The organism is Streptomyces sp. NPDC006691 (assembly GCF_042869955.1).
Lineage (GTDB): Bacteria > Actinomycetota > Actinomycetes > Streptomycetales > Streptomycetaceae > Streptomyces.
This window is the reverse complement of the sequence record NZ_JBIAGW010000003.1, coordinates 574,997-592,408: the sequence shown is the minus strand read 5'-3', so window position 1 is coordinate 592,408 and position 17,412 is coordinate 574,997. Positions and strand designations below refer to the sequence as shown.

At 71.4% G+C, this 17,412-nt stretch carries 15 protein-coding genes; 5 read left to right on the top strand and 10 right to left on the bottom strand.

Annotated features, from left to right (window positions below):
- Positions 1–49: 49 nt before the first annotated feature.
- From ACFYNP_RS09425 to ACFYNP_RS09415, 3 genes are all read right to left on the bottom strand, one after another.
- Complete coding sequence (locus ACFYNP_RS09425) at positions 50–1,252, bottom strand: ROK family protein (RefSeq protein WP_388784058.1); 1,203 nt, start codon at positions 1,250–1,252, stop codon at positions 50–52.
- A gap of 155 nt (positions 1,253–1,407) precedes the next feature.
- Positions 1,408–1,602 carry a DUF397 domain-containing protein gene (locus ACFYNP_RS09420; protein WP_388784055.1) on the bottom strand — a complete coding sequence of 65 codons (195 nt, stop codon included), beginning with the start codon at positions 1,600–1,602 and terminating at the stop codon, positions 1,408–1,410.
- Positions 1,603–1,605: 3 nt separating this feature from the next.
- The gene (locus ACFYNP_RS09415) at positions 1,606–2,484 is read right to left on the bottom strand and encodes a helix-turn-helix domain-containing protein (RefSeq protein ID WP_388784052.1); all 879 of its coding nucleotides are present in this window, start codon (positions 2,482–2,484) and stop codon (positions 1,606–1,608) included.
- A 225-nt stretch (positions 2,485–2,709) separates the two neighbouring features.
- On the opposite strand from ACFYNP_RS09415, the gene ACFYNP_RS09410 reads away from it, so the two are divergent.
- Positions 2,710–3,174: an ATP-binding protein gene (locus ACFYNP_RS09410; protein ID WP_388784049.1), complete on the top strand. Its 465-nt coding sequence runs from the start codon at positions 2,710–2,712 to the stop codon at positions 3,172–3,174.
- Between the two features lie 107 nt (positions 3,175–3,281).
- Here the strand turns inward: ACFYNP_RS09410 and ACFYNP_RS09405 are convergent, their stop codons facing one another.
- The 5 genes from ACFYNP_RS09405 to ACFYNP_RS09385 all read right to left on the bottom strand — a co-directional run bounded on the left by ACFYNP_RS09405 (position 3,282) and on the right by ACFYNP_RS09385 (position 9,413).
- Entirely contained in the window at positions 3,282–3,707 is a 426-nt protein-coding gene (locus ACFYNP_RS09405; protein WP_388784046.1) for an SRPBCC family protein, read from the bottom strand.
- Positions 3,708–4,135: 428 nt separating this feature from the next.
- On the bottom strand, positions 4,136–4,381 hold the full coding sequence (locus ACFYNP_RS09400) for a hypothetical protein (RefSeq protein WP_388407287.1): 246 nt from the start codon (positions 4,379–4,381) through the stop codon (positions 4,136–4,138).
- A gap of 2,215 nt (positions 4,382–6,596) precedes the next feature.
- Positions 6,597–6,761: a hypothetical protein gene (locus tag ACFYNP_RS09395; RefSeq protein ID WP_388784044.1), complete on the bottom strand. Its 165-nt coding sequence runs from the start codon at positions 6,759–6,761 to the stop codon at positions 6,597–6,599.
- 452 nt (positions 6,762–7,213) lie between these two features.
- Positions 7,214–7,864 carry a class I SAM-dependent methyltransferase gene (locus tag ACFYNP_RS09390; protein WP_388784041.1) on the bottom strand — a complete coding sequence of 217 codons (651 nt, stop codon included), beginning with the start codon at positions 7,862–7,864 and terminating at the stop codon, positions 7,214–7,216.
- Between the two features lie 475 nt (positions 7,865–8,339).
- Positions 8,340–9,413: a mechanosensitive ion channel family protein gene (locus ACFYNP_RS09385; protein ID WP_388407296.1), complete on the bottom strand. Its 1,074-nt coding sequence runs from the start codon at positions 9,411–9,413 to the stop codon at positions 8,340–8,342.
- A 251-nt stretch (positions 9,414–9,664) separates the two neighbouring features.
- Here ACFYNP_RS09385 and ACFYNP_RS09380 point away from each other — a divergent pair, with 251 nt between their 5' ends.
- A complete protein-coding gene (locus ACFYNP_RS09380) occupies positions 9,665–10,201 on the top strand; it encodes an HNH endonuclease (RefSeq protein ID WP_100579663.1) in 537 nt (178 codons plus the stop codon).
- Positions 10,202–10,269: 68 nt separating this feature from the next.
- Here ACFYNP_RS09380 and ACFYNP_RS09375 read toward each other — a convergent pair whose 3' ends face one another.
- Positions 10,270–13,179, bottom strand: coding sequence for a beta-N-acetylglucosaminidase domain-containing protein (locus ACFYNP_RS09375; protein WP_388784038.1), 2,910 nt, complete (start codon positions 13,177–13,179; stop codon positions 10,270–10,272).
- Positions 13,180–13,524: 345 nt separating this feature from the next.
- On the opposite strand from ACFYNP_RS09375, the gene ACFYNP_RS09370 reads away from it, so the two are divergent.
- Genes ACFYNP_RS09370 through ACFYNP_RS09360 form a run of 3 tightly spaced genes read left to right on the top strand, consistent with a single transcriptional unit; the run spans position 13,525 to position 15,975 of the window.
- Entirely contained in the window at positions 13,525–13,665 is a 141-nt protein-coding gene (locus tag ACFYNP_RS09370; RefSeq protein ID WP_159030524.1) for a hypothetical protein, read from the top strand.
- A 4-nt stretch (positions 13,666–13,669) separates the two neighbouring features.
- On the top strand, positions 13,670–15,715 hold the full coding sequence (gene malQ / locus ACFYNP_RS09365) for a 4-alpha-glucanotransferase (RefSeq protein WP_388784035.1): 2,046 nt from the start codon (positions 13,670–13,672) through the stop codon (positions 15,713–15,715).
- 20 nt (positions 15,716–15,735) lie between these two features.
- The gene (locus ACFYNP_RS09360; protein ID WP_100579665.1) at positions 15,736–15,975 is read left to right on the top strand and encodes a hypothetical protein; all 240 of its coding nucleotides are present in this window, start codon (positions 15,736–15,738) and stop codon (positions 15,973–15,975) included.
- 757 nt (positions 15,976–16,732) lie between these two features.
- Here ACFYNP_RS09360 and ACFYNP_RS09355 read toward each other — a convergent pair.
- Positions 16,733–17,308, bottom strand: a complete 576-nt coding sequence (locus ACFYNP_RS09355) for a MarR family winged helix-turn-helix transcriptional regulator (protein WP_388784032.1) — start codon at positions 17,306–17,308, stop codon at positions 16,733–16,735.
- Positions 17,309–17,412: the final 104 nt, after the last annotated feature.

The following is a 17,412-nucleotide window of genomic DNA, read 5'->3' as shown; positions in this document are numbered from 1 at the left end:
GTGGACGGGCGGGCCGCCGAGGCTGCCGGGTGGGGCGAAGGGCGGTGGTTCAGCGCGAGGTGTCGAAGACCTCGTCGCGCGTGGTGGCGAGCGCGGCCTCCAACGCCCCGCGCAGTACGGGTAGTTGGGTCACCTCGCCGATGACGAGCCGGGGACGGGAGGCCGCCAGCTCGCCCAGTTCGGTCTCGACCAGTGCGCGCAGTGGCTCGCCCCCGGCGGCGAGCAGCCCGCCGGAAAGGACGACGAGCTCGGGATCGAGCACGGCGACGAGGGAGGCGAGGCCGGTCGCGAGCCCGGTCGCGAAGGCATGGAGGAGTTGGCGTTCGGGACCGTCCCCGGCCTGCGCGCAGCGCGCGATCAGGGCGGCGGCCACCTCATTGACGGTTCCGCCCGGGATGTCGGTGACACCCAGACCCCGGGCGATCCGGGGCAGTGCCTGACCGCCGGCCAGCTCCTGGAAGCCGCCGGAGTTCGCCTTGGTGACATGCCGTACGAGCGGGGCCCCCGGCACCGGAAGGAACCCGACCTCGCCCGCGCCGCCGGTGAAGCCGCGGTGCAGCCGCCCGCCGATCACGAGCGCGGCACCGAGGCCGCCCTCGTTCCAGAGCAGGACGAAGTCGTCGTGGTCCCGGGCCGCGCCCAGGCGCTGCTCGGCGATGGCCGCGAGGTTGACGTCGTTCTCGTACTCGACCGGCATCGGCAGGGCCGCGGCGAGCTCGTCGAGGAGCGTGGGGGAGTGCCAGCCCGGCAGGTGGGAGGCGTAGCGCAGCCGTCCGGTGCCGGGGTCGAAGGCGCCCGGGGTACCGATGACGACCCGGTGCAGATCGCCCCGGACGAGCCCGGCCGCCTTCGCCGCGCCGTCCAGGGCGCCGGTGACCTGCCGCACCGCGGACGCGGCCCGCCGCCCCGGGGTCGCGACCTCGAACTCCCCGACGACGCCGCCCGCCACATCGGCGACGGCGGCCCGGATCCGCTCGGGTGTGACGTCGACTCCCGCGACGTGGGCGGCGGTCGCGTTGACCGCGTACAACTGGGCGTTGGGCCCCGGCCGCCCCTCGGTGGTACCCGTGGCGACGACGAGCCCGGCGGCCTCCAGCCGGGCGAGGAGCTGGGACGCGGTCGGCTTGGAGAGCCCGGTGAGCTTTCCGATCCGGGTCCGCGAGAGGGGCCCGTGCGCCAGCAGCAGATCGAGCGCGGCCCGGTCGTTCATCGCGCGGAGTACGCGCGGAGTCCCCGGGGTGGTACCGGCCACGACGAATCCCCCTGCCCTTCGGGGCTCTCCGGGGCCCTTCGGGCGCCCGCTTCCCCAGCACTGTTAGGAAAGTTTCCTGTTGGTTGGGAGGAACGTAGGACGCCCGTCATCGGCCCGTCAATGGGTGCGGCCGGTTTACCTGGGTTCGCCCCGGCTCAGCCTCGCCGCCGACCGCCGAGGACGATCCCGGCGGTGAACGCGGCCCAGGCGGCGGGGGTGAGGTGCAGGACCGGCCCCGGGGGTGTCTTGGAGTCCTGTACGGCGACGGTGTGGGGGATGTTGAGGGCGACCTCTACGCAATCGCCCGACAGGGTGCTGTAGCTAGACTTCACGAAGTGGAACGCGGCCATGATTCACAACCCTTTGCGGATGGTGTCGATGAGGGCGGCAGAGTCGACCTGGGACAGGCTCAGCCGAGCCGTGCGGTCGAAGAAGGCGCCGTAAGCGGTGCCTTCTTCCGCACTCTCCGCCCAAACGGTAGATCCGATCGTGTCGATGTGTACGACGTCCGCCGCACCCGCCTCGGCGAAGGAGATGACGTTGAAGGCCCCCGCCATGCAGGGGTGTGCACCTGCGTGGAAGGGAAGAACTTGCAGGCTGACATTGGGTAGTTGGGCAACATCAAGGAGATGTCCCAACTGCTTGCGCATGGCTCCTGGACCTCCGACGAGCTGGCGCAATGCCGCTTCCCAGACGACGGCGTACAGCTGAAGTGGAGAAGGGCCCAGCAGGCGTTCCTGACGCTTCTGCTTCACCGCCACCCAGCGTTCGATGTCGTCGGGGTTCTCCCATGTGCCCTCGCTGACGCCAAGTGCACGTGTGTAAACGGGAGTCTGGAGCAGACCAGGGACAAGGCATTGCTGCCAGGCCCGAACCCTCGTCGCGACGTCCTCCATCGCGATGTATTCGGCCAGCGCGCCGGCGTGCGGCGAGTGCTGCCACCACCCCTTCGCCTTGCGCCGCTCGCGGTCCAGCTTGGCCAGCTCCAGAAGTTTGCCGACTTTCTCGGTGTCGGCCAGTCCATAGAACTCGCACAGCGCGCGAAGGTCGGGGTCGCGCATCGGGACCCAGCCGCGCTCCATCTTGACGATCTTCGAGTTGGTGGCACTGATGACCTGGGCGGCCTGTTGTTGGGTCCTGCCCGCCGCGTCGCGCAGCCGCAGAAGTTCGCCACCGAGTCTGCGTCCCAGGACAGTTGAGGTCCGATTGCCCTGCTGAGCTGATCCGTTCACGGGGCAAGTCTGGCCTCTGGGAGTGGACCAGTCGACTCCCCTTCACTCGTTGGGGACAATTATCCCCGAACGACTTGCATCCGTTTCAGCTTGCTCAATAACGTCGCTCACCAACAAGCCATCTGGCTAAGCCAGTTGACGGAAGTGCACCGCTCTGCCCCTGCCCCGCACGGGAGAACGGCATGGCCACCGTCGGCGCCGACCCGCACAAGGAGGTGCGTGTCCATGGAGGACCGCGAGCAGGTGTCCGCGTACGCGGACTGTCTCGACTACACCCCCACCGCCCGCAGCGTCAGCCTCGCGCGGAGAAGGGCCGCCGCCCTCGTCGCCGCGTGGGGGCATCCCGAACTCGCCGGTGACGCGGCGTTGTTGGTCAGTGAGCTGGCCACCAACGCCCTACTGCACGGCTGTCTGCGGGACCGGCTGTTCCGGGTGCGCCTCACGCTGGGCGCCTCTGCCCTCCGGATCGAGGTCAGCGACCCGCGCGGAGAAGCGCACCCGTGCCCGCGCGTGGCGGCGGACGACGAGCAGTTCGGCCGGGGGCTGCTGCTGGTCGGGGTGCTGGCCGACCGCTGGGGTACGGAGTCGCGGACGGTCGGCAAGACGGTGTTCGCGGAGTTGGCGATCGGAGCGGTCGGGGGCCGCCGGGGGTCGGCCTCGGTTCGGAACGACCGGCCGGCCACCCTGTGACAAGGGGACTCCCGTAACAGGGGAGTGTGGCGGTCATCTCCGGTTCATCAAGGGTGACCGGCCGGGACGCCCTCCGGCGAACAGGACGGACAGGACGGACAGGACGATCAGGATGCCGCAGTCTTCTCGGCCAGCTTCTGGAATTCGCCGAGGTCGTAGTTGGCGAGCGTCGAGTCGAGGTTGGTGAGCGCGCCGAGATGCTCGATGAACCCCTTCGGGTCGTACTCGATCTGTAGGGTCACCCGGCTCGTCGTATCGCTCAGACGGTGGAAGGTGACCACGCCGGCGTGATCGACGCCCTCCACGGTGTGCCAGGCGATCCGCTCCTCCGGGATCACTTCGGTCAGTTCCGCCACGAAGTTCTTGTCGGCACCCGGGATCTCCAACTGCCAGGCGAAACGCTGCCCGTCGAGCCGGTCCACACGACGTACGTGGCTCAGGAACTTCGGCCACCGGTTCACATCGCTCCAGAGGGCCCAGGCGACGGAGACGGGGGCTTTGACATCGACGGTTTCCACGAGGGATGCGGACACGTGCTTCGCCTTTCGGTCGTCGGACTCCGGCTCGGAAGGACGTCAATTCCGGGTAGCCGTTCTGGGTAGCTGCGTACCCCGCCGCGTACCCCGTCGGCGATGGAGGATTCGCTCCCGGCCCCGCTCTTCCCTCGGCCTCGGCGAGAACGGGCCACCCTCCGCAGAGGCCGGTCCTCCTCAGGGCCGGTGGGACGGGGGGAGGCTCCTCCGCTTGCGCCGTGAGTGCTCGTTGGCGGCCAGCAACGAAACCCACGTCAGGACGGAGAAGGCGGCCAACGTGATTCTCCCCGTCCCATCTCTTTCGACCACCCGCAGCACCAGCAGGGCCACACTGAGACAGAGCATCGTCAGGCAGAGCCATGAGCCCCATCGGTTGACCGACCTCGCCCATAACGACACGGCGTGGGAACCAGAATGTGAACGTCGCCTCACGAATCCCCCTGTCTCCGGGAGTGGTCGCCCTTCTGCCCGTCCCTATCCGCCGCGACATCCATCGCGGCGTAGGCGAAGGACCCCGCCACGGCCCCCAGGGCCAAGGCCAGGGGCACGCTGAGCAGTGACTCCAACCAGCCCTTCCGCAACACGAGTTTCCAGAGCAGGAACGAGAGCAGGTAGATGGGGATGACGTAGAAGTAGAGCCGACGGACTACTCCGCGACCAATGGTTTTCGCCATGCTCCCCCCTTGCTCTCAGTCCTGCTTTATCGTCGGCGGTGCCACAGGAAGAAGCGGACCTTCTGCCTCACGGGTGCTGGTGGAACGGACGCGCGCGAGGACATTTCCGGGGCGCGGGCGCGGGCGCGGTGCCGTGCCTCTCCCCGTTCCTTGCCACGGAGTTGAGAGTTCCCGCGGACCACCGCACAAATCCCCTGCCGAGGTGGCTAGTTGTGGAGGCGACGAGTCCGGTCCGGTGACAAGGCCGGCGCGCCGCAGCGGAATGCGGGCCTCCTTGAGCGGGCCTCCTTGACTCGCGGCGCCGGTGCCGCCCTTGTTGCCTAGTGTCTCCTCAGGGCGGCGATGCATACGACACAGCCTGGTAGGACCGCCAAGGCGCTCATCAGGCCCGGCCTCCACTCGCCGAGGGCGAGCGATGCCACGACGAGGCACGTCATGAACACCACGTACCCGATCAGGAGGACACGCATCCGGGGGCCGGGCTTCCACCTGCCAGCCATGGAGAGGTCTCCCGCCTACTGGTGGCCGTGCTCTCCGCCGATGAGTTTTCCTGGCCGCCGGGAGAGCTCGGTGCGACCTTCAACTCGGCTCTCAGTGTGGCTGGTTGGGCCTGCCCCTGCGTCGAGACCGCACGGCTGCCATCCCGGAGCCGACGGCGAGAAGTACGGGAAGTGGTGCCACCCACGCCTTCGTGGCGGATGCGCCCGTCAAGGTCATGATCACGCCCCCCAGTACATAGATCGCCAGAAAGGCCAATGCGAGGTTGGCAACGGGATGGCCACGGGTGCGATCCTCGAACTCTTCAACGCGTCCCATCATGTACGTGCTGTACCCGCATCATGTCGCCGCACGCTGTCGGATTGAGAAGAGTGGGCCGCCTGCCGCTGCGGGCTGCGGGCGGCCCGAGAATGATCAGCGCGAGATTGCCATGTCGAGGAGGAAGAGGAGCAACCCGAAGCACCCCAGAGCAATCCCGATCCGCACCAGCCGGGTGAGCATCTTGTTCCTCCTGCCGTTGTATATGGGTCCGCAGGTCCGTGGAGGCTGTGGCAGCTATTTGCGTCTCGCGCGGCCTATCATGGCTGCCACCACTATGACTACTGCAATTACCACTAGCAGGGCTATGATCGGTGTCCCGGACGGCCAACCCTTGTAGGCCATGGTCATCGCTTCTTTCATTTCGCCTCGCAAGCGTGTGACAGGCCGGAATTTCGTGTGGTGCGGCTACCTCGGGCATCCCCAGCAGGCTTGGCTGGTGTCGCCGGTGCCGGTGTACTGTGGTTATTTATTGCGCCAGATGAAATAGTATGCGCAGATGGCAACGAGCGAAATGAGAAACACGCTCAAGATCAATGTCGCCGGGGCGTCCGTGGAGGGAGCGATAATGACTGCCATCCTTCGCATGATTCCTCTCTTAGTTCGCAGATGCAGATAGGTATCGGAATGAATGCGGTTCCGAAAGTTATGGCGTCAATCCCGACCAGAGGTGACGTGTATCCGGGAGGCCGCGAGGCGTCGAGCCTGCGTGCGTGCTGCGACGGAGTTCGCGAGCGGCGGTCTCAAGCGCGTGCCTGCTTGAGACCGCCGAGTCGTTCAGCGCATACCGGACGTGCTCATCTTCCCTTGTTCCATCATTCGCCGATCAGGTAGCTCCCGATCAGAGCGACAACCCCAGCGATCAGAATGTAGATCAGGTTGTCCATGGGGCTCCAACCTTTCTCTGGAGGTTGTGGTCGTAGGTGCGGGTGCCCATGGTGTAGAGGCCGGTGGGGTCGAGGTAGGTGTCGGCATGGCGGAAAGGCTGGGGGACTGCTTCGACGGCGTGGGCTTGTGTTTGCTGAGCTACATCTGGGTGAGGTAGTACACGACGAAGAAGATCAGCATGACGCAGACGGCCCAGAGAGCTGGTCCGCTCACTCGTTTCCGGTTCATGCTTCCTCGTTTCGATCCGTCTCCGCGTTATTTGAAGCCAGGTACGAATGGCCCAAATATCCCGGCGGCCACACCACCGAAGACGGCGCTTTCTGTGCTGACACCCAGTGCGGCTGCGGGGCCACCGGCGGCAGCTCCTGCCCAGAGGCCTGCTGGCACACCTCCGGCTACGGCACATGCGACCCCCGCCGTAGCGCCGCATGCAGCCCCTACCACCGCAGCTGCCACCCCCACCGCCGCTGTCGCGACGGCTCCGACCACGAAGTCCTTCCAACCGCAACGGTCAGCAGCCATAACGTGTCCACTCGTTGAGGGTTCCCGTCGGCTCGCGGACAAATCCCGTGTCCTGGCTGCCGGTTGTGGACGCGGCGAGTCCGGTCTGGGTCTGGTGGAACCAGGTGTCGCCGATCCGGATCCGTTCGGTGTTTCCGGTGTCGGCGTTCTCCACGGCGTAGGTGGTCGAGCCGGCCGTGATCGAGGTCTGCTGGCCGAAGTCGTTCCAGGATTCGCCGGTGCGGGCGGCTCCCCCGCCGGGCGTGGCGGGCTACCGCCGCGACCACCGAGAGGCGGGTACGGGATCTCGCGCGCCCCCTGGGCATGCCGAACGAGGGTGTGTGCATGGCTTTCCCCTACGGAAGATTCGCCCCGGCAGCCCCACTGGCCCCGGGAGGGCACACACGCTCACACAGACATCCGAAAGAAACGCCCCTCTTTTCCCCCTAACAACCGTTCCATGTGCGCCAGTTCAGAACAGAGGCAGGCAGTCCATTTGGCGCCGGGCCAGGCGTCCGAGCAGCCCCTGCAGGCCAGGACCCGTCGAGACGTGACGCAAACACCCCGGCCGGAATTCGCCCCTCCATGGGGCCTGGGCCGCCCGTCGCGGACCGATGGGCGGCGGAGCTAAGCCTTCCGGGTCAGGAGGTGGACCTCCCTGTACTGGCGGCGGTCCGTGGGCTGGGGTTCGCGGATCATGCGGGCCACCTCCGTCAGGCCCGATGCGCGCAGCAGTGCGGAGAGGTGGTCGGGCCACCAGCGGTGGGCCGGGGCGACCGCATGGTCGAAGCCCTGTGTCGGGTGGGTCGCGTCGTCGCTCGCCCAGAAGCCGATCAGGAGGTGGCCGCCGGGCGTCAGTACGCGGGCGAACTCGGCCGTGATGGACGGGAGTTGAGTTGGCGGGGTGTGGATGATGGACCAACGTGAGAGCGCCCCGGCCAGTTCGCCGTCGGGGATGTCGAGGGCGGCCATCGAGCCCGTATCGAACTGGAGCTCCGGGTATGCCTCTTGAGCCAGCTCGATCATCGCGGGGGAGGCGTCGACGCCGAAGGCCGTAAGGCCGAGGCCCGCCAGATGGGCCGTGATGTGGCCCGGTCCACACCCCAGGTCCGCGACACGGCCTCCGCCGCCCGTCCGCACGGCCTCGGCGAACACGCTCAACATGGCCCGGTCCAGGGGGCTTTCGTGCAGCGAGTCGCGGAACAGTCGGGCATAGGTGGGGGCGGCGGTGTCGTAGGCCTCGCGGGTGGCTGCCAGGGAGTCGTCGTGTTCGGGCATGCGGGTGACGGTAGTTCCGGCGTGGTGCGCGCTCAATTCGGCCGGTCTCGCGGCCGGGGAGTTCCGGCGTGGTGCGCGCTCACTGCGGTCGGTCTCCGCCGAGTTACTCACCGAGGCACCGGGGCACCGGGGTCGGGGAAGTTTCGTCCGGGCGGTGGCGTGACCGGGGAGACTTTCCTGTCTCCTGCCCCTGCCTCCTGCCTCCTGCCGTGGAACCGGCCGTCTGCTCGCGCCGCGGCGTATCCCTCTCGAAGGGGCGATCACGGTGACACTGGTGCCGATGAACCTGGGAGGCCTCGACGCGGACATGGGCCGGGGCTCGGGCCACGACGCGCTCAAGAAGCGCTGGGAGCCTGCGGTTCGGCCGCCCGGCGCGGCCCTGAACGGCGACGCGCCCGAGGGGAAGCCCCCTCGGGCGCGTTCGTGCTGTGGCGGCTCCTTCGACAGAGCCGCAGCCGGTTCGACAGGGCCGCGGCTACTTCGACAGGTTCGAGTTCGGGGCCGGGTTCGGGATCGGGGCGGTGGCCAGGGACTGCGGGGAGGTCGGGTTGTTCAGGGCAGAGGGGGCGGCGACCGAGGCCGAGGGGTCGACCGCGGCCGGCTCCTCCACGAGCGGCAGACCGCCCACGATGCGGATGCCCGCCGCGTCCAGGGCGATCTTGATGCGCCAGCGCAGCTCGCGCTCCACGCTCAGGGCCTTGCCCGGCATGGTCTTCGCGGAGACGCGGACCACCATCGAGTCCAGCAGCACCTCGTCGAGGCCGAGGATCTCGACCGGACCCCACAGGCGCTCGTTCCACGGCTCATCCTTCGCCATGGACTCGGTCGCCTCGCCGATCACCGCACGCAGCCGCTCCAGGTCCTCGCTCGCGCGGACCCGGACGTCCACCCCGGCTGTCGCCCAGCCCTGGGAGAGGTTGCCGATGCGCTTGATCTCGCCGTTGCGGACGTACCAGATCTCGCCGTCCGCGCCCCGCAGCTTCGTCACGCGCAGGCCGACCTCGATCACCTCGCCGGAGGCCACGCCGGCGTCGATCGAGTCGCCGACGCCGTACTGGTCCTCCAGGATCATGAACACGCCGGACAGGAAGTCCGTGACCAGGTTGCGGGCGCCGAAACCGATCGCCACACCCGCCACACCCGCCGAGGCGAGCAGCGGGGCCAGATCGATGTTCAGGACGCCGAGGACCATCAGGGCGGCCGTGCCCATGATGAGGAAGGACGCCACCGAGCGCAGGACCGAGCCGATGGCCTCCGAGCGCTGACGGCGCCGCTCGGCGTTGACGAGGAGCCCGCCGAGCGCGGTGCCCTCGACCGCCTGGGCGCTGCGGTTCATCCGTTCTATGAGCTTGGTCAGCGCCCGGCGGACCAGAACCCGCAGGACCGAGGCGATGACGATGATCAGGAGGATGCGGAATCCGACGTACAACCACGTCGACCAGTTCTGCTCCACCCACCCGGCGGCCTCGGTCGCCGACTTCTGGGCGTCCTCAAGCGTCGCGGGTGTGGGCGGTGGCGATCCGTCGGCCAGGACGGCGGACCAGTTCACGGCAGGAACCTCCAGCGTTGCGGTGCCGGCGAAGGCGAGGGCAGACCCACCACACTAACGGGGCAAGAGCTGTGCTCCGTTGACGTGTTCGGGGGAGAGGGCCCTGCGGCCTGGGAAAGAAGGGGGTGTGGTCGAAAACACTCCGAGCCCGTTACCCGGACGTGGTGGCGCTTCGACCAGGCATGAGGAGAGACTGGAGAGCAGATCGTCCCGGCGCGAGCCACGCGCCGCCGGCGTAATAGGAGGCACCCGTGCCGCACGTCCTGGTCCTCAACGCGTCGTACGAGCCCCTCGGCGTCGTACCGCTCCGCCGCGCGCTCGTCCTCGTCCTCGAAAACAAGGCCGTCAGCCTTGAGGAGTCCGGCGCCTTTCTGCACAGCGCGACCCGGGCCGTGGCCGCGCCCAGCGTCGTCCGGCTCAAGCGATTCGTGCGGGTCCCCTACCGGGGGCCCGTTCCTCTGACCCGCCGCGCCCTGTTCGCCCGGGACGGTGGCCGCTGCATGTACTGCGGTGGCGTCGCAACCAGCGTCGACCACGTCATCCCGCGCAGCCGCGGCGGCCAGCACGCCTGGGAGAACGTCGTCGCCGCCTGCCGGCGCTGCAACCACGTCAAGGCGGACCGGCATCTCCTGGAGCTCGGCTGGCGCCTTCGCCACCAGCCCGCCCCGCCCACCGGCCTCGCCTGGCGGATCATCGGCACCGGCCACCGCGACCCGCGCTGGCTGCCCTACCTCCAGCCCTTCGGCGCGGACGACGCCCTGGCCAGGATCGACGGCATCTCCGCCTGACACCCGGCCGGCCCCGGCCCGGAGCGCGTAGCGCGATCCGGGCCCCGCAGTTCCCGGGCCCGGCGTCCTCAGGGCCGGCCCTCGACCGCGTACGCCTCGACCGACCACAGCGAACAGTCCGCACCGGACGCCCGCCCCAGCACCTGGACGCGGACGAAACGGGCGTCCGCGGCGTCCAGGGGGACGGATACGCGCCCGCCCCCGGCGCCGTCCACCGTCGCCGCCGTACGCCAGCTACGCCCGTCGGACGACACCCGCACCGCATAGTGCCCGGCACCGGCGCCCCGCCACTGGAGCACCACCCGGCCCAGCCGGGCGGGACCCGCGAGCTCGGCCTGCCACCAGGGGTCGTCCCCGGGCGGCGGGGTCCAGTCGCTGGCCGGGTCGCCGTCGGCCGCCGCGCGCGCCGGGGAACCCGGGTCCGCGTCCCCGGACGAGCTCGCCTTCGCGCCCGCGACCAGGTCGGGCCCGGCCGTCCGCGGGAAGGCCCGCACGGTCAGGACGGCCTCCTGGCCCGCGAAGGACAGCGGCACCCGGTAGCTGCCCGCGGGCGTGCCCCGGGCCACGCTCACCTCGACCGGCACCTCCGCACGGGTCCCGCGAGCCACCGACGTGCCATGGGGCAGCCGCACGGTGATGCCCCGCGGGGTCCGCGCGGTCAGCGCGCCCCGCACCGCGCCCGGTCCCATCGCCGCGACCGAGGCGGTCACCCGCCGGGGCGCCCCGCCGATCTCGGCGTCCACCGTGGCGGGGCCGAGCGCGAGATGGGCCCCGGGCTCGTCCGCGTACCAGGGCACCAGGCGCCGCACGCCGGGCGCCGTGCCGACGACCCGTACCGCGTCCGCCCGCACCCCGGCCGTCGCGAGCTGGGTCCAGCCGGAGGCGTCGAGCGGGCCCAGGGTGTGCCAGTCCTCGCCCGGCACGTGCGCCTGGACCTCGCCCGTGGTGCCCGGCCCGGCCAGGACGGTCAGGGCCAGGACCGGGCGGGCGCGGCCGAACGCGACGGTGTGGGCGTCCGGCGACCGCGTGACGCCGGCGGGCGGATGGTCCGCGCCGGTCCAGGCGTCGGCCGCCCGGCCCGCCCGGTCCAGGAACGCGTCGAGCACGCCTGCGCCGACGGTGACCGGGGCGGCCCGCAGCCGTTCCCGCAGCGGGGCGAGCGCGAGGGCGGCCCGCCAGGCCGCCGCGCCGTCGCCCGCCGACTGCGCCTGGAGCAGATCGACGGCGAGCTCACCGGCCTGCCCATATCGTGCCAACTGCTCGCTCCAGGGCGCCAGTTCGGGGCCCACCGGCTGCCGCGCGAGGCGCCGCGGGGTCTGGCGCAACACCGTGAACGCGGCCCGCAGCGCGCCGGCCGCGCGGTCGCGCGCCACCGCGTCCGGGCCCGGCCGCGCCGCCCAGAAGGCGGCCATGAAGGGCCGCAGGTAGGCCGACTCGGAGTGGCCCAGCACCGACGAGGAGTCATTGCCCGCCACCGCTCCCAGCGCCTCGCGGACCATCGGATCGCCGCCCGCGAGGTCGTCGACGGCGGCCCGCCAGGAGTCCTGCGGGCGGTAGCCGCGCGGGTTCCAGGCGAAGTCGGCGGCCGTGAACAGCGGGATGCGGGACGCCGTCGGCTGCTCCATCGCACTGGCGAGCAGCGCCGCCGAGCCTCCCGCGACGGCGGGTTCGCGGCCGGTGTAGGGGCCGAGGAGGATCCGGCCCGGGGCGTAGTCGTTGACCGGGTAGTTGTCGAGGGTGACGACCGGGTGCCCGAACACGGCCCGGGCTGCTGCCAGTTGGGCCCCGGTGATGGACGTCGGCACGACCCCGACGCCGGTCCAGGCGACCTCGATGCCGGGGGCGAGGCCCGCCGCGAGCGCGCGCCGGTAGTCGGTCGTACCGTCCTGGTAGTACTCGGCCGGAAGCAGGGAAAGCGGCGGGGAGCCCGGGTGGGCCGTGGCGAGGTGGGCGGCCACCGCGTTGGCCACCCGGGCGTGCGCCGCGGCGGCGGCCCGGGGCCCCGAGCCGAACGTTTCCGCGTCCGCGCCGCAGTGCCACTCGCTGTAGGAGACGTCGGGGAACTGCAACTGGAACGCCCGCACCCCGAGCGCCCACATCGCGTCGAACTTGCGGTTCAGGCTCGCCACGTCGGCGTCCGACGACAGGCACAGCTCCGGCCCGGGCGCCATCGCCCAGGCCACCGTCACATGGTTGCGGGCCGCCCGCCCGGCGAGCGCCCGGAAGGCCGCGCGCTGCCCGGCGGGGTAGGGCTCGCGCCACCGGGCCTGGCGATAGGGGTCGTCGCCCGGTGCGTACAGATAGCGGTTCAGCTTGGTGCGGCCCATGAAGTCCAGCTGTTCCAGGCGCTGTTGGAGGGTCCAGGGGCGTCCGTAGAAGCTTTCCGCGATGCCCCGCACGGCGGTCTCCGGCCAGTCGCGGATCACGATCCCCGGGATTCGCCGCTGTCCGCGCGGGTCGTCGCCGACGAGCCGGCGCAGGGTCTGGGCCGCGTGGAACAGGCCGTCGTCGCCGACCCCGTCGAGCGCCACGGTGTCCCGCCCGCCGACCCGGCCCGCCCCGATCCGGTAGCCGCCGGACGCCAGAGCGCCCCGCCCCGGCACCCGCAGTGCCCGCAGTGCCTCCTCGGCCCCGGCCCCGCCGAGCCGGAACACCGGCCCCCGACCCGGCAGCCGGCGGTGGACGGTACGCACTCCGGCGGCCTTCAGGAGGTCCTCGACCGCTTGGACGGCGTACGGATCGGACTCCGGGTCCGCGAGCAGCACCGCCTCGCCGCCGAGAAGGACCGCGCCGCCGGCGGCCCGCATCGACTGCGGCCGGGGCCACACCGCGGGCGGCGGGCCCGCCTCCAGGGCCGGCTCGTCGAGGGCGGTGTGGGCGGGCCCGGGGGCGGCCAGGGCGCCGGGCGCCGAGCCGGCCAGCCCGCCGACCAGGGCGGCCGCGAGCGCCGCCACCGTCCTTCCGCGACCGACGTGCACGGCCACTCCTTACCTGTCGCGGCCCACCTGCCCGGCCTGCCTGTCGCAGCTCACCCGCCACGACGGGCCCGGCCCGGCTCACCTGCCTTGGCTCACGTGCCACAGCTCGCCGGCCGCGGCGCGATCGCCGCGCGACACGCGTGACGCGATGTGACCGATGAGCAACACCACGTGAGCAAGGAGCCCATCACCCGTCTGCCGAAGGTGTCAACGCGGGTGGCCGATGTGTCTGATATGCCTGGTCGGATGGACTCGGTACGAGCTTGTGTGCGGCGTTACGTCTGGCGGGCCGTCCTCTGGGTAGGGCATCCCTGTTCCTGCCGTCCACCGAAAATGGAGGCCCCCGTGGTCGCCCAAGCCCCCGAGCAGCCGCTGACCAGCGAGCCCCCGATGGCCGACGCCGAGCCCCTCATCAGCGAGCCCCCGATGGCCGAGCCCCCGCTCACCAGCGAGCCGACGCCGGTCGCCGCTGCCGCGGGATTCTGAGGCCATGACCCTGGCCCGGCTCGCCGCCCGGCACGGCGTGGCCACGTCCTACTCCCCGTCGGCGGGTCTCACCGTCGACGTGCCGGACGCCACGGTGGTCGCCGTCCTCGCCGCACTCGGTGTGGACGCCTCGACCCCGGCCGCGCTGCGCCGGGCCCTGGCCGACGCCGAGGCCGCCGACGCGGACCGCCTGCTGCCCCCCACCCTCGTGCGCTGGGGCGACGGGCCGGTGCCGGGCCTCTCCGACGAGCTGACGGTCGTCGGCACCCAGGTCGATCAACTCCCGCTCGGCGTGCACCAGTTGGACGTGCGCCACCCGGACGGCCGCACCGCGACCGCGACGCTCGTCGTCGCGCCGTCCGTCGTGCCGCAGCCCACGGTCCGCTCGCACGGCTTCCTCGTCCAGCTCTACTCCCTGCTGTCGAGCCGTTCCTGGGGCATGGGCGACCTCGGCGACCTCGCGGAGCTCGCCTCCTGGTCGGGCCGCACGCTCGGCTCCGGATTCGTGCAGGTCAACCCGCTGCACGCGGCAGTGCCCGGCACCCCGACGGACCCGTCTCCCTACCGGCCGTCCTCGCGCCGCTTCCCGGACCCCGTCCATCTGCGCGTCGAGGACGTACCCGAGTACGCGTACGCCACCGACCGCGACCGCCTCGACGAGCTGACGGGGCGCGCGGCCGCGCTGCGCCAACGGGTGCTCACCAAGGGCGAGTTGATCGACCGGGACGCCGTGTGGGAGCTCAAGCGCGAGGCCCTCGACCTGCTGTACCGGGTGCCGCTCGGGCCCGGCAGGCGGGCCGCGTACTGCGACTTCCTCGCGGAGCAGGGCGGAGCCCTGGAGGACCACGCGACCTGGTGCGCGCTCGCCGAGCGGTACGGGCCGCACTGGCGGCGCTGGCCCGAGGGGCTGCGCGACCCCCGTTCCGCCGCTACCGGCCGGGCCCGGCGCGAGCTCATCGACCGCGTCCACTTCCACTCCTGGCTGGCCTGGCTCACCGACACCCAGCTCGCCGCGGCCCAGCGCGCGGCCCGCGAGGCGGGCATGCCGATCGGCCTCGTCCACGACCTGGCCGTCGGCGCGCACCCGGAGGGCGCGGACGCCTGGGCCCAGCAGGACGCCTTCGCGCCCGGCATGTCCGTCGGGGCGCCCCCGGACGCCTTCAACGCGCTCGGCCAGGACTGGGGCCTGCCGCCCTGGCGCCCCGACGTCCTCGCCGCATCCGGCTACGCCCCCTACCGCGGGCTGCTCCGCAACCTGCTGCGGCACGCGGGTGCCCTGCGCATCGACCACGTGATGGGTCTGTTCCGTCTCTGGTGGGTGCCCGAGGGGCATCCGCCGACGGACGGCACCTACGTCCACTACGACCCCGAGGCCATGCTCGCCGTCCTCGCCCTGGAGGCGCACCGGGCGGGGGCCGTCGTCATAGGGGAGGACCTCGGCACGGTCGAACCCGGTGTGCGCGAGGCGCTCGCCGAACGGGGCGTGCTCGGCACGTCGGTGCTCTGGTTCGAGCGCGACTGGGCCGGTACGGGGCAGCCCCTGGCCCCCGAGGCGTGGCGGCCCGGCTGTGTGGCCACCGCCACCACCCACGACCTGCCGTCCACAGCGGCCCGGCTCACCGGCGAACACGTCCAGCTCCGCCACCGCCTCGGGCTGCTCACGAGCCCGCTCGTGACGGAACAGCGCGCCGCCCGTGCGGAGGTGTCCGAATGGCTCGGCTATCTCGAACGGCTCGGCCTGCTCCCCGACGGCCCCGGCGACGAGCGGACCGAGATCATCGCCGTCCACCGCTTCCTGCTGCGTACGCCCGCGCGGCTCGTCGGGGTGTGGCTGCCCGACGCGGTGGGCGACCGCAGGCCGCAGAACCTGCCGGGGACGTGGGACCAGTACCCCAACTGGCGCCTGCCGGTGGCCGGGCCCGATGCCCAGCCCCTGACCCTGGAGGAGATCACGGCGTCGTCCCGGCTGCACGAACTGATGCGGGTGTTCCGGGGCATGGGCGGGGGCTCGGGTCCCCGTACGGCACCCCCGGGCGCGCGGCCCTCCTAGGCGTTCGCTACGTTTGCACCGTGGACAAGAAGAACGCCCTGCGCGCCGGCGCCGTAGCAGCCGGTACGACGCTGATGATGCTGCTCATGTCGTCCCCGGCGCTTGCGCTCACGCGCGATGACGGTGACGATCCGGGGACCGGTCTGAGCGTGATCGACACGATCGGTCTGTTCGTGGTCGCGCCGATCGCGCTGTTCGCGATCATCGCGGGCCTGGTCATGGTCCTGGACAAGTCCCGGAAGACGCCCAACAAGGCGTAGCCCTCGCCGGGCGTGCGGGTCGGCCGAAGGTGCCCGGGGCTGCGCCCCGGGGCCCCTTTTGCCCACCCTCCCGCCCGTGACCCGGGGTTGGTCGGTTCCGGCCCTCGGGGCTCTGCCCCGGACCCCGTTCGCGCCTTGATGGCGCTCGTCCTCAATCGCCGGACGGGCTGGGGGTGCCTGCGCGGGCCCGTGTCGATGGGCCGGCCCCGGGCCCTGTTCGTGCTTTGCGGGCGCTCGTCCTCGATCGTCGGACGGGCTGGGGGTGCTTGCACGGGCCCGTGTTGATTGGCGTGGCCCCCGGGTCCTGTTCGTGCTTTGCGGGCGCTCGTCCTCGATCGTCGGACGGGCTGGGGGTGCTTGCACGGGTCCGTGTTGATGGGCCGGCCCCGGGCCCTGTTCGTGCTTTGCGGGCGCTCGTCCTCGATCGTCGGACGGGGTGGGGGTGCCTGCGCGAGATGCCCCGTGCGGGGCGGGGCCGAGGCATTGGGGGGCGCGGGGAACTGCGCGACCAGCCACGCACGGTCCGCAGTCGAACCGGTGGGACCGGGGCGCAGCCCCGGAAGGGCCGCCCACCCTTCCGCGCAGGTCCGCAGCCGGAGGCAGGGGCCCGGGGTGCAGCCCCGGAGAGCTCGGCCGCCCGTTTCACCGCCCCCGGAGGGTTTGGGGAAGGGGCGGGGCGGGGCCGAGGACCGGGGTCTGGGGCGGAGCCCCGGCAGTATCGGGCGGCGCCCCGCGCCGGCCAGAGCGCTCGCCGCGCTCAGTGCGCCGCCAGCAACTTCCGCAGCAGAGCCGAGAGTTGGGCCGACTCGGAGGCGTCCAGCGCGGCGGACAGCACCTCCGTCTGCACCGCGAGCCCCGCCGTGACGGACTCGTCCACCAGTCGAAGCCCCCGCTCCGTGAGACTCACCCGCAGCCCCCGCCGATCGTTCGGGTCGGGACTGCGCAGCAGCAGGCCCGCCTTCTCCAGCTTGTCCAGTCGCCCCGTCATCCCCCCTGTCGTCAGCATCAGCGTCGCCGAGAGCTGTCGCGGCGAGAGCGTGTACGGCTCGCCCGAGCGCCGCAGCGTCGCGATGACGTCGAACTCGCCGCGCCCGATGCCGAACCGTGCGTACTCCTTCTCCATCCGGTCGCCCATCGCACGCGCGATCCGGTAGATCCGCCCGTACACCGCCATCGGCTCCGTTTCGAGGTCCGGGCGGACCTCCGCCCACTGAGCGGCGATCGCGTCCACCGCGTCCACCGCATCCGGTGAGGAGGGGGCCGGAGAAGCCTGAGGGGTCGAAGGGGTCGAAGGGGTCGGAGAGGCCGGGGGAGGCGTCTTTGACTGCGTCATGGGGTCAGTATCCGAGCCAGGTCGGTCGCGTGCAAGAAAGTAGCTTGACGGTAAGTAGCTTAGGGGTAAGCTAACTGCCGTCGAGCAGTCGATCGACGCCAGCC

Coding starts and splice junctions, on each gene's coding strand:
- ACFYNP_RS09420 (WP_388784055.1), bottom strand. CDS start 1,602: ATGGCCGCGTTCCACTTCGTGAAGTCTAGCTACAGCACCCTGTCGGGC.
- ACFYNP_RS09410 (WP_388784049.1), top strand. CDS start 2,710: ATGGAGGACCGCGAGCAGGTGTCCGCGTACGCGGACTGTCTCGACTAC.
- ACFYNP_RS09400 (WP_388407287.1), bottom strand. CDS start 4,381: ATGGCGAAAACCATTGGTCGCGGAGTAGTCCGTCGGCTCTACTTCTAC.
- ACFYNP_RS09390 (WP_388784041.1), bottom strand. CDS start 7,864: ATGCCCGAACACGACGACTCCCTGGCAGCCACCCGCGAGGCCTACGAC.
- malQ (WP_388784035.1), top strand. CDS start 13,670: ATGACCCTGGCCCGGCTCGCCGCCCGGCACGGCGTGGCCACGTCCTAC.
- ACFYNP_RS09355 (WP_388784032.1), bottom strand. CDS start 17,308: ATGACGCAGTCAAAGACGCCTCCCCCGGCCTCTCCGACCCCTTCGACC.